Annotated in this window: 14 protein-coding genes and 1 riboswitch; all 14 genes read right to left on the bottom strand. The window is 39.8% G+C overall.

Annotated features, from left to right (window positions below):
• Nucleotides 1–100 precede the first annotated feature (100 nt).
• The gene (locus tag WDJ61_RS07190) at nt 101–1399 is read right to left on the bottom strand and encodes an O-acetylhomoserine aminocarboxypropyltransferase/cysteine synthase family protein (protein ID WP_338754110.1); all 1299 of its coding nucleotides are present in this window, start codon (nt 1397–1399) and stop codon (nt 101–103) included.
• 98 nt (nt 1400–1497) lie between these two features.
• Nucleotides 1498–1610, bottom strand: a riboswitch (SAM riboswitch).
• An 89-nt stretch (nt 1611–1699) separates the two neighbouring features.
• The gene (locus WDJ61_RS07185) at nt 1700–2944 is read right to left on the bottom strand and encodes a competence/damage-inducible protein A (protein WP_338754108.1); all 1245 of its coding nucleotides are present in this window, start codon (nt 2942–2944) and stop codon (nt 1700–1702) included.
• 140 nt (nt 2945–3084) lie between these two features.
• Nucleotides 3085–3663 (bottom strand): CDP-diacylglycerol--glycerol-3-phosphate 3-phosphatidyltransferase, encoded by a 579-nt coding sequence (gene pgsA, locus WDJ61_RS07180; RefSeq protein WP_338754107.1) that lies wholly within the window; start codon nt 3661–3663, stop codon nt 3085–3087.
• 77 nt (nt 3664–3740) lie between these two features.
• Nucleotides 3741–4595 carry a helix-turn-helix domain-containing protein gene (locus WDJ61_RS07175; RefSeq protein WP_338754105.1) on the bottom strand — a complete coding sequence of 285 codons (855 nt, stop codon included), beginning with the start codon at nt 4593–4595 and terminating at the stop codon, nt 3741–3743.
• 18 nt (nt 4596–4613) lie between these two features.
• Nucleotides 4614–5405 (bottom strand): DUF3388 domain-containing protein, encoded by a 792-nt coding sequence (locus WDJ61_RS07170; RefSeq protein WP_338754103.1) that lies wholly within the window; start codon nt 5403–5405, stop codon nt 4614–4616.
• Nucleotides 5406–5524: 119 nt separating this feature from the next.
• Entirely contained in the window at nt 5525–5782 is a 258-nt protein-coding gene (locus tag WDJ61_RS07165; protein WP_338754102.1) for a DUF3243 domain-containing protein, read from the bottom strand.
• A 69-nt stretch (nt 5783–5851) separates the two neighbouring features.
• The gene (ymfI, locus tag WDJ61_RS07160) at nt 5852–6574 is read right to left on the bottom strand and encodes an elongation factor P 5-aminopentanone reductase (RefSeq protein ID WP_338754100.1); all 723 of its coding nucleotides are present in this window, start codon (nt 6572–6574) and stop codon (nt 5852–5854) included.
• 83 nt (nt 6575–6657) lie between these two features.
• Nucleotides 6658–7947 (bottom strand): EF-P 5-aminopentanol modification-associated protein YfmH, encoded by a 1290-nt coding sequence (yfmH, locus tag WDJ61_RS07155; protein ID WP_338754099.1) that lies wholly within the window; start codon nt 7945–7947, stop codon nt 6658–6660.
• A complete protein-coding gene (gene yfmF, locus WDJ61_RS07150; protein ID WP_338754097.1) occupies nt 7944–9224 on the bottom strand; it encodes an EF-P 5-aminopentanol modification-associated protein YfmF in 1281 nt (426 codons plus the stop codon). Before yfmF ends, yfmH begins: the two co-directional genes overlap by 4 nt.
• A gap of 398 nt (nt 9225–9622) precedes the next feature.
• Entirely contained in the window at nt 9623–10582 is a 960-nt protein-coding gene (locus WDJ61_RS07145) for an ABC transporter permease (RefSeq protein ID WP_338754096.1), read from the bottom strand.
• Nucleotides 10583–11626 (bottom strand): ABC transporter permease, encoded by a 1044-nt coding sequence (locus WDJ61_RS07140; RefSeq protein WP_338754094.1) that lies wholly within the window; start codon nt 11624–11626, stop codon nt 10583–10585.
• Entirely contained in the window at nt 11619–13151 is a 1533-nt protein-coding gene (locus WDJ61_RS07135) for an ABC transporter ATP-binding protein (protein WP_338754093.1), read from the bottom strand. Before WDJ61_RS07135 ends, WDJ61_RS07140 begins: the two co-directional genes overlap by 8 nt.
• Nucleotides 13152–13404: 253 nt before the next feature.
• Nucleotides 13405–14493 (bottom strand): BMP family protein, encoded by a 1089-nt coding sequence (locus tag WDJ61_RS07130; protein ID WP_338754092.1) that lies wholly within the window; start codon nt 14491–14493, stop codon nt 13405–13407.
• A gap of 50 nt (nt 14494–14543) precedes the next feature.
• On the bottom strand, nt 14544–15269 hold the full coding sequence (locus WDJ61_RS07125) for a GntR family transcriptional regulator (RefSeq protein ID WP_338754090.1): 726 nt from the start codon (nt 15267–15269) through the stop codon (nt 14544–14546).
• Nucleotides 15270–15328 lie beyond the last annotated feature (59 nt).

Genomic DNA, 15328 nt, shown 5'->3' with positions numbered 1-15328 from the left:
GAAGGACCGACACCGAAATGCAATATCTAAATCAATAAAGCATTCAAATCACTCTATATCATGTAGATATCCATATAGGCGTCAGCCCTTCATTTTGCTATTATGCCTCCACAATGACTCCTGTTGCCTTTTCAATCGCTTGATTTAAGTCAGCAATTAAGTCCTTTGTAGACTCTAATCCTATAGATAAACGAATTAACTCTTCTTTCACGCCAGATTTTTCTAGCTCCTCACGATTTAATTGTTGGTGAGTCGTCGTAGCAGGATGAATAATAAGTGATTTTCCGTCCCCAACATTGGCTACATGTGACCATAGCTGAATGTTATCAATGACTGTCTTACCTGCTTCTCGGCCGCCTTTAATACCAAACACAACAATCGAGCCATTACTGTTGCTCAAATATTTTTGTGCTAAATGATGTGATGGATGTTCCGGTTGACTTGGATGAGATACCCATTCCACACCAGGGTGATTTTTCAAGTAATTCACGATTTGTAATGTATTTTCATGATGACGTTGAATCCGCAAATGAAGCGTCTCTAGCCCTTGAAGCAATAAAAAGGCACTATTAGCGCTTAAAGCAGGGCCAAAATCTCTTAATAGTTGCACTCGTAGCTTCACAGCGAATGCCGGACCTTCAATATCAGCATACTTTAACCCGTGATAAGACTCATCCGGCTCCGTAAAGCCAGGAAATTTTTCGCTATTCCAATTAAATTTCCCGCCATCTACTACTACACCGCCAATGACTGTACCATGACCGCTAATCCATTTCGTTGCAGAATGAACGACAATATCTGCTCCCCAAGTGAGCGGCTTACAAACATATGGTGAAGCGAATGTGCTGTCCACAATAAGCGGGATGCCACTCTCATGAGCAATTCCCGCTACTTTCTCCACATCAAGCACGTGTAAAGACGGGTTTCCGATGATTTCTCCGAAAAGAGCTTTCGTTTTAGGCGTAATTGCTTTCCGGTAGTTTTCAGGGTCTGTCGAATCAACAAACTTCACTGTGATTCCATACTTCGGAAGCGTATTGGCAAATAAATTATATGTACCTCCATATAAGTTACTTGCTGCCACTATTTCGTCTCCCGCATGTGCCAAATTTAGGATAGAAAAGGCGATCGCCGCCATTCCGGAAGATAGTGCGACGGCAGCTGCTCCCTCTTCAAGCAATGCCACTCGCTTTTCAAATACATCCACCGTTGGATTCGTAATACGAGTGTAAATATTCCCTGGCTTTTGAAGAGCAAATAGAGCGTTCGCATGATCAGTATCCTCAAATACATAAGATGTCGTTTCGTAAATGGGTACTGCACGAGCTCCTGTCACAGGATCCGGCACCTGTCCTCCGTGTAATAATAACGTCTCTTGATCCCAATTTTCTTTTGTCATGTGTAAACCCTCCTAATTGATTTGATTATTTTTTTCAGAGGAAGATAAAAAAACCCTACTTCTTATCATAAAGAAGAGGGTTTGATGATTAGGTCCTCCTCTTATCTTCCAGACACAAAAGTCTGTAGGAATTAGCACCGTTTCAGGCTATAACTACCTGAAGGTTGCCGGGCTTCATAGGGCCTAATCCCTCCGCCGCTCGTAATAAGAGTGTCAATATTAAATTATAACAATCAAGTAAACTCTTGACATAATTATATAATAATCAAATCGGAACAGTCAACAATATTTTGAATATTTTTATTCGTTTTGATTAAGAGCATGAAGTAAATAATGACAGCCATATTTCACTGAACGTTTACGCACACCGGCTCGACTTCCAACAAGATTCAGCTTATAAGCTTTCGTCTTTTGAAAACGCTCCGCAAGTCCAATCCATACGGTACCTGGTGCTTGCCCGTCCATTTCATCAGGACCAGCCACTCCAGTAAAACTAAGGGAAAAATCACTATCGAAAATAGCTCTTGTATTTTCAGCTAGCTCTAAGGCACATTGTTCACTCACAGCTCCATATGTATCAATGGTTTCTTTCTTCACTTTCACCAACTGCTTCTTCGCATCATTGGAATAACAAACAATCCCGCCTTTAAAGATGGCACTAACACCTTTCACCGCTGTTAACTCACTTTGAAAGAGACCACCTGTTAAACTCTCTGCCACTGCAATCGACAAGTTTCTTTCCTTCAATAATTCCGCAAGCTCTTCTGCAATCGTTGTTTGGTCATACCCATAAAAATATTGACCAACACGACGGAGAATTTCATCTTCTACTTCTTGAATCATCTGAAGCGCTACTTCTTCAGATTCATGCTTAGCCGTGATACGAAGCGTCACCTCTCCATCCCCTGCTAGTGGAGCAATGGTTGGATTTTGCTGATTGAGCAACAAGTCCTCCACTTCCACCTCAAGGGCCGATTCACCGATGCCAAAAAACCGTAACACACGGGATTCAATCCGCTCTACTTTTTCTAATAGTTGAATCAATTCGTTTTTGCCATAGGTTAAAAACATCGGCTGCATTTCTTTTGGCGGTCCAGGCAATAACATATATTGTTTATTGTTTGCTTTTAACAACATACCCGGAGCCATTCCATGATCATTTGGCAATACTTTACTTCCACTCATCACCAAAGCTTGTTTCTTATTATTTTCAGTCATCGTTCGATTAACTTTTGCAAAATAGGCTTCGATACTTTTCAAGGCTACTTCATTATATTCAAGTTCATTCCCAATATGCTCAGCAATCGCTTCCTTCGTCAAATCATCCTTTGTCGGCCCAAGCCCACCTGTAAAAATTAATAGATCGGCACGCTTCTCCGCTTCTTTCACCACTTCAATTAGTCGTTTATGATTATCTCCAACAACCGTATGATAGTACACATTGATTCCAATCTCAGCTAAATGATGAGAAAGAAACTGAGCATTCGTATTTGTGATTTGACCTAGCAATAATTCTGATCCCACAGCAATAATTTCAGCATTCATAACAACACCCCTGCTCTTATTAAAAAAAGAGGCCGACGAAACATTGAATGACTTCCCTTAATGATCGATATAGTGTTCATTTCAACTACTATATGACAGTAAGAGAGCCTGATTCTTGTTTTTAGTCAGCCTCCTCTCAATTATTTTGAATGTTTAAATACATGACGATTGAGATAAAAATAATCCCAACCAGACCATATTGTAAAGAATGTAGCCACCCATAACGAAATATCAGCAAATGGGATGGACATACTTTCAAATGGCGCATTATGGAGCAATAGAGCGGAAATCGCAATAATTTGCGTCCATGTTTTTATTTTGCCCAGCATGTTAGCAGCGACCACTTCTCCTTCGCCGGCAAGTATGAGTCGCAGACCAGTTACAGCAAATTCGCGGCTAATAATGATAATAACGATCCACGAAGAAGCATACCCAAGCTCAACTAGAACAATCAGCGCAGCAGATACGAGTAATTTATCGGCCAACGGGTCTAAAAACTTCCCTAAGTTTGTCACTAGATTGTACTTTCTTGCCAAATAACCATCCACCCAGTCCGTTGTTGCTGCGACAATAAAGATTAACGCTCCTACAAAATGGGTCATCGGCATAGTCGTGCCTAAAAATTCGATCTCTCCCCAATTAAAATCGACCACCATGACGATTAAAAAAATGGGGATCATCAAAATTCTTGATACAGTAATCTTATTAGGTAAATTCACAATTGTCCCTCCACTTATCAAAGTGGGGTGCCCTTTAAAGGACACCTCACCATCCAAACCGTTCCTTACTCAGAGCTTTACTTCTTTTGAATAATAATATTTTGCGTCACTTGACTGGCTGCAGGAATTTGATAGGTGACTAGTTCACCATTGACTTTAATCTCCGTATCAACCGCATTCCCAACTCTAATCTTCGCTTCTGTTTGACCTGTTAAATCGAATGTTTGCGTTTGGCCCTTTTGGATCATATCACCGAAATAACTTTTCCCGCTTCCATCTTTTACACCAACCCAAGTGCTTCCTTTCGATGAAATCGACAGTTCAAATTTTTCCGCTTCTTTTAGTTCATAAGTGGAGTCACTTCCGCTTGTCCCAACAGCTGTTAACGCTTGCTTAGCAGGCTCTTCTACTTTCGGCTCCTCTTTTGCTTTCTTCTCTTCTTTCACAGGAGCTTCTGCCTTGTTCTCATCTTCATTATTTTGCTCAGTTGATTCTTTCACGACAGGCGTTTCTTCCACTTGCTTCTCGTCTGTATCCTTTTTAGGAATTAACGCCCAAGCTAAGAAAAGGGCCCCAATGACAAAAGCTGTCACCAATATTTTCGGTAAGTGCTCAAGAAACTTTGATGGTTCGGCAGGTACGTTAGATTTCACTTCTTCTATCTTCGTAGCTCGCTGAGGAATTTCATCTTCATGAGAAGATGGCACTTCACTTTTGAACTCCTCAAACAATTCGTCTGCATTCAGTCCAACAGCTTCAGCGTATTGTTTAATAAATGCTCGAACATAAAATTTCCCTGGCATCATCTCATAGTTTCCTTCTTCGATGCCGGTTAAATATCTTTTTTGAATCTTCGTCATTTCCTGTACATCAGCCAATGACAATCCTTTTGCTTTTCGTGCTTCTTTTAAGCGATTTCCTAATTCAGTCACCAATAACACCTTCCATAATTAAAAATCAAAACCACCGAAGTTTGAATCCTGGAAAAAGCTATTCTTTTCAACAGGTTCATATGTAATTTCTTCTTCAGGGTGATTTCGAAGTTCAATGATATAATCAAAATCTTCTATTTTATATTCACTATTTCGCACAAAAATATCGGGATGCTCCACCACTTTAACAGCAGGCAACCGCATAATTTCTCGAACGAGCTGCCAATGCTTTTCACTCGCTCTTTTTGTTGATACAACACCGTCCATAATAAAAATATTATTGGCATTGTATTCATCGCGAATCAATTGATCACGAACCGTTTGCTTAATCATCGTAGAAGACATAAATAACCATCTTTTATTCGCACAAACGCTAGCTGCAACAATTGACTCCGTCTTCCCTACACGAGGCATGCCACGTATACCGATTAATTTATGCCCTTCCATTTTATACAATTCTGCCATAAAGTCAACGAGAAGTCCAAGCTCATCTCGAACAAATCTAAAAGTTTTCTTATCATCGGCATCTCGTTCGATATACCGACCATGTCTTACTGCCATTCGATCACGTAATTTTGGTTCTCTTAGTTTAACGATTTGAATCGTATCAATCGTTAAAAGAATCGATTCAAGCCTTCTAATCTGGTCTTCACTTTGAGCTCGCATTAACAACCCACGACTGCCATCATCAACACCGTTAATGGTAATAATGTTAATTGAAAGCATACCTAGTAATGAAGAAATGTCCCCTAACAATCCAGGACGGTTTTTCACAATTTTATACTCTAAATACCATACTTTTTTGGACATACATACACCCCTTGTGACTTGATCTTGATCATGTCCATAAATAAATAACACCTAACTTCTATCATATATGATTTACGCGCTTTTTAAAAGAAAAAAGAGAGGAATTTCCTCCCTCTCTTTTAACGCACCCCATTATTCTGAACTAACTTTACCATAACATTGGCAATTGCACGCTGTTCTTCTTCAGAGGCAACAGACCATAGATCAGATAACACACGTTCTTGTTCATTTTTTGGATCAACCTTATTGGCTAAGTAATCGCCCACTTGGTAAGCAACGCTGTTGACCACTTCATTATTCATTCCTTGGTCTTGTGCTTGATTAAGTTTTGATCCTAGAAAGTTTTTCCACTCGTGCCAATTATCAAGTACTGACATCTTATTGTCCCTCCCTTTATTGAGTTACAATATTAGTTTGTATCAGTTTAAAAAAATTATTCAACAAGTTTACGTATACCATCCACCGTTTACTGCTACCACTTGTCCAGTGATGTAGGAGGAAGCCTGTGAACAAAGGAAGCTGACGACAGCGGCAATTTCTGTCGGCTCCGCCAGTCTCCCCATCGGAATCTCTTCTATGATCTCGTCTAACTCTTGCCTAGAGAATTGCGACATCATCCTTGTGTTAACTGCTCCTGGTGCTATTGCATTCACTTTAATACGAGCGAGGGCAAGTTCCTTTGCCAATGATTTTACAAACGCAATTTGGGCACCTTTTACTGTAGAGTAGGCCACTTCACAAGCAGCACCCGTTTGACCCCATATCGAAGAAATAAAGACAATAGAAGGTGCTGAACCTTTTTGTAGCTTAGATAATAGCTTTTGAATGATCATCATTGGGCTTTTTACATGAAGGGTCCAAAGCAGATCCATTTCTTCTTCTTTTACATCTTGAAATAAGCTATATTGAGACGTTCCTTGAGCAAAAATAACTGCTTCAACAGAAAACAACTGCTGAAGAAGCTGATCTACACCATAAGCGGAAGACAAATCCGCCTGCACGGAGAAGCCCTCGACTCCGATCTCTTCTAGCTGCTTTTGCAATACTTTTATTTTTTCTTCTCCATTCGAATATTGAAGATATAAATTCCAGCCGTCAAGTGCAAGCTTTTTCGCGATTTCTTGACCAATTCCCCCGCTCGCTCCAACGACTAAAGCAAATCTTTTCATTTTCCTCGTTCTCCTCTTACTAACCTTAAATCTGAAAAGCCGGACTCACAAATGAACTTAGAACCGGCTTTTTCTTTCTACTTTCACTGTTTTGGTACAATATGAAAAACTGTTAAACGTTCATCCGCTATCATATGAGCGGCAACGGATTGCACATCTGACAAGGTAATCGTTTCAAGCATAGGAACCACTTCAAACAAATCCATCTCATTAAATGTATAGCGAGTAAATTGGTTGGCAATATATTCAGGAGAATTTACCGCTCGCAAAAAAGCACCAATTTTCTTCTTGACTGATCTTTTCAGCGCCTCTTCTGTTAAGTACGTCCCTTCTTTCGCCTCTAAGAGAATTTTTTGCACTCTTTGCTCGAGCTCATCCGGACGAGCAGTGTCTCCTCCTATCATTGCAAAACCAAAGCCCTTTTCTTGAGTAAAATCATAACCAAACGTATCATCAATTAATCCTTCACGATACATTTGATAATAGAGTTCAGAACTTTTCCCAAAGAGCATATCAAGCAAAATATTCATCGTTAATTCTCTTTTCAATAATTCCTTACCTTGTAAATCAGTGTCAACAGCTTTCAGTCCAATTTCACATTTCGATGATTGAACATTCATCGAAATTACTCGTTTCTTCTCCTTCACAGTTTCAGGCTCTTGTTCAAAGCGACGCTCAATCGCAGGTTGGTCTGTAAATGGCTTTTTCGATTGATTGTCGCGAATGAGCGTCATTGTTTCTTCTGGGTTGATGGAACCAACAACGAATAACAGCATATTACTTGGGTGATAAAATGTATGATAGCATTCATACAAATGATCCTTCGTAATGTCGGCAATGGACTCAACAGTTCCAGCAATATCAATTTTGACAGGGTGATGATGATACATATTGTGAATCATCCCGAAGTACACTTGCCAATCTGGATTATCGTCATACATACGAATCTCTTGACCGATAATGCCTTTTTCTTTTTCAACGGTTTTCTCCGTAAAGTAGGGATCCTGCACAAAATTAATTAATGTCTCAAGATTTTGTTTCACATTAGCCGTACTTGAAAATAAATAGGCTGTTCTAGTAAAAGAGGTAAAGGCATTGGCTGAAGCACCTTGACGACTGAAATGTTGAAACACGTCGCCGTCTTCTTTCTCAAACATTTTATGCTCTAAAAAATGCGCGATGCCATCTGGTACTCGAACGAACTCTTTTTGATCTTTCGGGATAAAATGATTGTCGATGGAACCATATTTTGTAGTAAACGTAGCAAACGTTTTGTTAAATCCTTTTTTTGGTAGAACATACACATCTAGACCATTATCCATTTTTTCATAATATAGTTCTTCTTGCAGCTGATCAAATGTAATTTTCTTCATGAAATTCCCTCCCCTGACAAAAAGTAGATCGTGTCTAACTCAACCTTGCTAGCTACCGCCGTTACTTCTTCAATCGTTGTTCGCTCCACCGCTTCAAGCCAATCATCTATTGTAATGTTTTGTTTAGCGACGACATTATGATATAAAATCTCGATCAACCCTCTTGACGTATCGATTGTTTCAAGCAATTGATTACGGATAACCGCTCGTGTTTGCAAGATTTCATTTTCAGAAATATCCCCTTGTTTCATCGCTTGTAATTGCTCATTAATAATCTTTACCGCTTGATCGTAATTTTTGCTATCAACGCCTGAAAGCACCGTTAAAAATCCTTTATGACTCTCAAGGCGACTTGCCGCATAATAAGCCAAACTCGCTTTTTCTCGCACATTTGTAAATAGCTTTGAATGGGAAAAACCACCGAATATCCCATTAAACACTTGGAGAGCAAAATAGTCTGGATCACCAAACGTCACCTTTGTTTGATACCCCATATGAAGTTTCCCTTGATTGATTTCTTGCTCTTCTTTCACTATTTTCGGTTCACCTTGACGAATAGGAATCTCGTTTGAATTCACAATGGTCGGTTGACGATCATTCATTGTAAACAAACGGTCAACGATCTGTTCTACTTGTTGCTCATCAACATCTCCCACTACATATAAGTCCATTTCATCTTCTGAGAACGCTTTCTCATAATAATTGTATAAATCAGCGGCTCCAATAGGGTCGACCGCATCTATCTGTCCATTTGACTGCAAGGCATAACGGTCCTCTTCATACATTTCTTCAAGAAGTCGCATGCTCGCATAACGCATTTTATCATCGTATACGGATTGGATTCGCTGTTTTAAATTCCGTTTTTCGCTTTCCAAAATCTCCTGATCGAACGCTCCATTTTTCACAAGAGGGTTTCTCAGCACATCATTGAGAAATTGCAAGGCTTTGTCTAATAATGAATCTTCTTCCTTCAAATAGTTCTCATTGGCGATTTCAATCGAAAAACTCATCGTATGATAATCACCTTTTTTCGCTAAATCCACAAAGAAGCTGGCACCATATAGATCATCTAAATGTGAGCGCAAAGCGGTAGAAGTAGGAAATGTGGCGGATCCATTTTGAAGAACATAAGGAAGTAAGGCCCTCATAGTTACTGTTTCTTGTTCAAGCGGCGCTTTCATTTTCCATACAATGGTATTAGTTTTGTATTTATCCGTTCTTATAATATGAAGATTATACCCCTTTTTCATTTTTACCATCTCATTTACTATTGTCACTGAAACATCCTCCTTTTCCTTGCTACTATGTCTATATTTTTATCCGAATATAGCACGCTTCATGCTTTTATTTCGTAAAAACTTACTTTAACTATACACGAGCAAGAAATGGTTGGAAAATGAAATGCTACTTTTTTTAATATAAAGTGAAACTTCAATCAGTGGTGGTTTTCTTCATCCCCCACTGATTAAAAGAGGAACAAAGGCTAAGAGCGCAACGTCCTGTTGCAACGCCTTTGTAACCTGCATCGTGCAGGCCCGAACGGATCGGGCATTTACGGGCTGTTGATCCCTCACTTGCACTTCTGTTCTCCTTCTGCCATGTTGAGGTGGGAGTCTTACAGCCCGTTAATGCGGGATAAAAAACCTGCCCACCGAGGTGGACAGGTTCGTTATGCTTATCTTGTTCCTTTCACATACGGTGTACCTAATGCCTTTGGAGCATCGGCTCGACCGATGAATCCGGCAAGTGCTAGAATCGTCAATACATAAGGAGCTGCTAGTAAATAAACATCTGGTACGTTTTCTAAAAACGGAATGCTTGAACTTACAATACTTAAGCTTTGAGCAAATCCAAAGAAAATCGCAGCTCCCATTGCACCCAGTGGATGCCACTTTCCGAAGATCATCGCAGCTAATGCCATAAACCCTTGACCAGCAATAGTCGCATGGCTGAAATCTAGTGAAATAGACTGTGCATAAACAGCTCCCCCTAGACCTCCAAGCACACCTGATAAACAAACAGCCATGTAACGCATTCTTGTTACATTGATCCCCATTGTATCTGCGGCCATTGGATGTTCACCCACCGCACGTAAACGTAAACCAAAAGGTGTTTTATATAATACATACCAAATAACAAAAGCTAGAGCAATGGCGATCATCGCTGGATAAGAAATATTAGAGAAAAATAGCTTACCTATTACAGGAATGTCACTCAACACAGGCAAGTCAACTTTTTTAAAGCTTTCCTTCACCATATCTGTTTGCCCTTTATCATAGATCAATTTAACTAAAAACAGCGAAACACCTAAAGCTAAAAAGTTAATGGCTACACCACTCACTACTTGATCCGCTCGAAATGTAATCGAAGCTAGTGCATGTAAAAGTGCAAATAATCCGCCAACTACCATTGCTACTAAGAGAGCTACCCATGGTGTTGCTGCTCCTAAAGACGAGGCAAATGTTAAGTTAAATACGATCGATGAAAAAGCACCTACGATCATTAATCCTTCTAATCCAATATTGACGACGCCAGAACGCTCTGAAAATACACCGCCTAATGCTGTGAAAATAAGTGGAGCTGCGGCAAACAAAGACGACGAAATAATGATGGACAAAACCGTTACAATATCCACTTATTTCACCTCCTTTTTAAATCGGCTAATGAGCCATTTAATCATATAACTTGAAGCGACGAAAAAGATAATTAAGGCGATCACAATTTCAACTAATTCATTAGGTACACCCGATTCAATCGGCATATTGAGCGCACCCACTTTTAATGAACCAAATAATAGAGCTGCCAATACAACACCAATGGCTGTATTTCCTCCAAGCAACGCTACGGCAATCCCATCAAATCCTATACCTGAGAATCCAGCATGCAAAAAGGCATTTCCAAATGTCCCAAGCCCTTCCATTGCGCCGCCAAGTCCAGCGAAGGCACCTGAAATAACCATCGATAACACGATATTACGGTTCACATTCATTCCTGCATACTGTGAAGCATGTTGGTTAAAACCAACGGAACGCAACTCGTATCCTGTAGTTGTCTTTTCTAGAATAAACCACATAATAACTGCTGCTGCAAAGGCTAAAAAGATTCCATTATGCAAAGTAGAAAAATCAGTCAAATTCTCAAAGAAAGGTGATTTTAAGCTAGCAGATTCCGGAACAACATCCGTCGAATCTGCTTGATCACTAAGAACATTACGAATAAAGTGATTCGTCACATGAAGAGCAATATAGTTCATCATAATCGTAACGATTACTTCATGAACACGAAGCTTAGCTTTTAAAATACCTGGTATGAATGCCCAAAGAGCTCCTGCAACTGCTCCTGCTAAAACTGCAAGTGGTAAATGAATCACTTTCGGTAAGTCAAAAGCAAGACCTACCCATACAGAGGCTACCCAACCAACTAAAAGCTGTCCTTCCACACCAATATTAAATAATCCTGTTCGAAAGGCAAACGCTACTGCTAGACCAGCAAAGATATAAGGTGTCATTTGACGAAGCGTTTCCCCTAAGTAAAAGGAATCTCCAAAAGCTCCATTCCATAAAGCGGTATAACCGGCAATCGGATTATACCCACTAATGAGCATAATAATCGCTCCAACTAATAAGCCTAAAAGAACAGATATAACTGGAACAGCTAAATTGGAAAAGCGTTTAGACATGGATCTCACCTGCTTCCTTACGTTTTGAGCCCGCCATCAATAATCCTAGTTCTTGTTCTGTTGTTTCCTTTGGATTAACGATCGCAACGATTTCTCCCTCATAAATAACAGCGATTCGGTCACTGACATTTATGATTTCATCTAATTCAAATGAAATGAGAAGAACGGCTTTGCCATGATCACGCTGTTCAATTAACCGTTTATGAATAAATTCAATCGCTCCAACATCAAGGCCACGTGTTGGCTGAGCAGCTATGAGCAAATCCGGATCACGATCCACTTCACGACCAATAATCGCCTTCTGTTGATTTCCCCCTGATAAAGCGCGAGCCGGCGTATATTCATTTGGCGTTCTTACGTCAAATTCTTTGATTAAATGATTAGCTTTTTTATAGATTTCTTTGTAATTTAGCACGCCGCCTTTTGAAAACGGCTTTTGATAATACGTTTGTAACACCATATTTTCCCCGATCGGAAAATCTAATACAAGGCCGTGTTTATGACGATCTTGTGGGATATGTGCAACGCCTGTTTCGGTGATTTTTCGCGGTTTAAAATTGGTAATGTCTTTTCCGTTGATCATCACTGACCCACTATCCACTTTTCTTAACCCCGTAATTGCTTCAATCAGTTCACTTTGTCCATTGCCATCGACTCCGCAAATACCAAGGATTTCACCTGCATGAACCGTCAAATTTAAGCCTTTCACTGCTTGAATGCCTCTCGAATCCTTCACAAATAAATCATTTACTTCCAGCACGCTTCCCTCTGGATTCGCTTCTGTTTTGTCTATTTTAAACGTGACTTCTCTACCAACCATCAAGCTCGCTAAATGATCAGGGTCTGTTTCTGAAACATTCACTGTCCCGATCCCTTTTCCTTTTCGGATAACAGTGACACGATCACACACTTCCATAATTTCCTTTAATTTATGTGTGATGAGAATAATGGATTTTCCTTCTTTAATAAGCGTTTTCATAATTTGCATGAGTTCTTTAATTTCCTGAGGCGTCAATACCGCTGTCGGTTCGTCAAAAATTAACATTTCAGCACCGCGATACAGCGTTTTTAAAATTTCCACCCTTTGCTGCATCCCAACAGAAATATCAGCAATTTTCGCGGTTGGGTCGACAGCAAGCCCGTACTTTTCTGAGAGCTCACGAACCTCTCTCTCAGCCTGTTTAATATCGATTTTGCCTCCCGCTTTTGGTTCTCTTCCTAGAATGATATTCTCCGTAACAGTAAATGTGTCAACTAACATAAAGTGCTGATGAACCATGCCGATCCCGAGATCATTAGCCACATTAGGATCGGTAATTTTAACCGGTTTGCCATGAACACGAATCTCTCCCTGCTCTGGCTGATATAATCCGAACAACACGTTCATTAATGTCGATTTGCCTGCTCCATTCTCACCTAGCAAGGCATGAATTTCTCCTTTTTGAAGCTGAAGCGTGATATCGTCATTGGCCACAAACCCATTGAATTCTTTGCGGATACCGAGCATTTCAACAACATATTCCACTATATTTCACTCCTTGTATAGGGTCTTCTCCTTCAATTAGAAAGCATTAAATATGATTCTACTATTCAAGTAGGATGTCTGACCTTCATAAGCTAGGATTTTCATCAATCGCTTGCCTGCTAAAACTTCTTTCATCATTCACACTGGCTAGCTGTTAAAAATCCTAATAGAGAAACAACGCTTGTTTGCATCCCTATTACAATTTTTAAAAGCGAGGAGCGGTTCACGAATCCGCCCCCCTCATAATTATTTATTATTTTCCTTCTGGCTTTTCTGGCACTTTTACTTCGCCACTTTTAATTTTTTCCGCCCATTCGTCTACAGCTTTTTTCGCTTCATCAGATACATTATCTTGAGTTGGAGCGATACCAACTGCACCATCTTCTAGTCCATAGGCAATTACTTCTCCACCAGGGAACTTGCCATCTTTCGCTTTTGTAGCCAAATCTTGTACCGCAACGTCTACACGTTTAACCATAGAAGTTAAAGTTACATTCATTTCTTTACCATTAACGTTTACTTTTCCTTCTTCCGCTTGGTCACGGTCCACACCGATTACCCAGTAATCTTTGCTCGGATCTTTTTGTTTTAAACCTTTTGCTTCTGTAAATACACCATTACCAGTTGCTCCTGCTGCATGATAGATTACATCAATGCCAGAAGAGTACATAGCAGATGCCATTTGCTGACCTTTATCCGCTTTATCAAAAGCACCAGCGAATTCAATTTTTACTTCTGCTTTTGGATTAACCGCTTTCACACCCGCTTCGAAACCGCCAGCAAATTTATTAATTAAGTCACTGTCCGTTCCGCCAATGAAACCAACTTTATCTGATTTCGTTGTCAAACCAGCGACTACCCCAACTAAGAAGGAACCTTCATGATCTTTAAATGTGATGCTGGCTACGTTGTCAATGCCTTTAATTTCGCTATCAACAATAGCAAATTGGCTATCTGGTCTTTGTTTAGCCACTTCTTCAATCGCTGGTTGAAGCTTATATCCGATTCCATAAATTAAATCGAATTGATTACGAACCGCAGTGTTTAAGTTCGTTTTGTAATCCGTATCACTTTTTGATTGAATGTAATCAAAGCCGTCTGTACCTTTTTCTAAGCCGTTCTCTTTACCAAATGCTTGAAGACCTTCCCATGCAGATTGGTTAAATGATTTATCATCTACTCCACCTACATCTGTTACCATAGCAACAGTAAACTGATCGTCTTTCTTACCGCCTTCTTCTGCGCCTTTTTCTTTTTCTTTGTCTCCGCCGCCGCATCCGCCTAGCATCGTTCCAGCTGCAAGAACAAGAGACATCGCAAGACCAAACTTACGCTTTTTCATTAAATGACCCCCTAAATAATTATTAAATGTAGTAGAAATGTTACACAATATTAAATCCTCTTTCTTAAGACATGAAAGCTGAATTTATCCGCTTTAAAATAGTTCATTGAGTATAAAACAGGCTCGTCTAATTCATCATAATGAAGCTGTTTCAATAAAAGTAAAGCGGTTTCAGGATCACACTCAAGAATAGGGGATACCTTTTCATGATACCCAAATGGTTCGATCTGAGCCACTGCATGAGAAATTTTTCGTTTCCCTATTCGATCAAGCAAGGAAAACAAGGATTCGTCTTCATAATCATAATGTGCAGGGAAAAACCGAGCTGGAATTTTGTCCAAACAGTAAACAACTGGTTCGCCATTTGCTGTTCTTACACGCTCAATGACAACGATTTCTTCTTCCGGGCTACAATGAAATCTCTGCTGATCTTCTTCCGTCGGACTTTGAGTACCTGAACTCAGGAAGATAGTACCTGGTTCCATCTCTGCTTGAATAATCATATCCGTCACACTTGTTAACTGTTCAATCCCTGATGTAAAAAGAGGTTTCGCATTAACAAATGTTCCCACTCCATGCCTGCGGATAATGACATTTTCTTCTTCTAAAATTCGCAATGCTTCTCTTAACGTTGCTCGGCTCACACCTAATTGTTTCGCCAATTCGAATTCAGAAGGAAGTTTTTCTTTTTCTTTGTAAATACCTACTTCAATATCACGTTTTAAATGATCAATGACTTGCAGGTATAGATGTCTGCTATCCGATTTAATCGTCACTAAACAACCACCTTCTTCCTGAAGACATCAGACCTCTGATGTATAACATTTCTACTAAT

The sequence above is a fragment of the Bacillus sp. FJAT-52991 genome (assembly GCF_037201805.1).
GTDB lineage: Bacteria > Bacillota > Bacilli > Bacillales > Domibacillaceae > Bacillus_CE > Bacillus_CE kandeliae.
Note: the sequence above shows the minus strand (reverse complement) of the source record. Positions and strands in the feature narration are given on the sequence as shown.

Coding starts and splice junctions, on each gene's coding strand:
- WDJ61_RS07190 (WP_338754110.1), bottom strand. CDS start 1,399: ATGACAAAAGAAAATTGGGATCAAGAGACGTTATTATTACACGGAGGA.
- WDJ61_RS07185 (WP_338754108.1), bottom strand. CDS start 2,944: ATGAATGCTGAAATTATTGCTGTGGGATCAGAATTATTGCTAGGTCAA.
- WDJ61_RS07170 (WP_338754103.1), bottom strand. CDS start 5,405: ATGTCCAAAAAAGTATGGTATTTAGAGTATAAAATTGTGAAAAACCGT.
- WDJ61_RS07165 (WP_338754102.1), bottom strand. CDS start 5,782: ATGTCAGTACTTGATAATTGGCACGAGTGGAAAAACTTTCTAGGATCA.
- ymfI (WP_338754100.1), bottom strand. CDS start 6,574: ATGAAAAGATTTGCTTTAGTCGTTGGAGCGAGCGGGGGAATTGGTCAA.
- yfmH (WP_338754099.1), bottom strand. CDS start 7,947: ATGAAGAAAATTACATTTGATCAGCTGCAAGAAGAACTATATTATGAA.
- WDJ61_RS07140 (WP_338754094.1), bottom strand. CDS start 11,626: ATGTCTAAACGCTTTTCCAATTTAGCTGTTCCAGTTATATCTGTTCTT.
- WDJ61_RS07130 (WP_338754092.1), bottom strand. CDS start 14,493: ATGAAAAAGCGTAAGTTTGGTCTTGCGATGTCTCTTGTTCTTGCAGCT.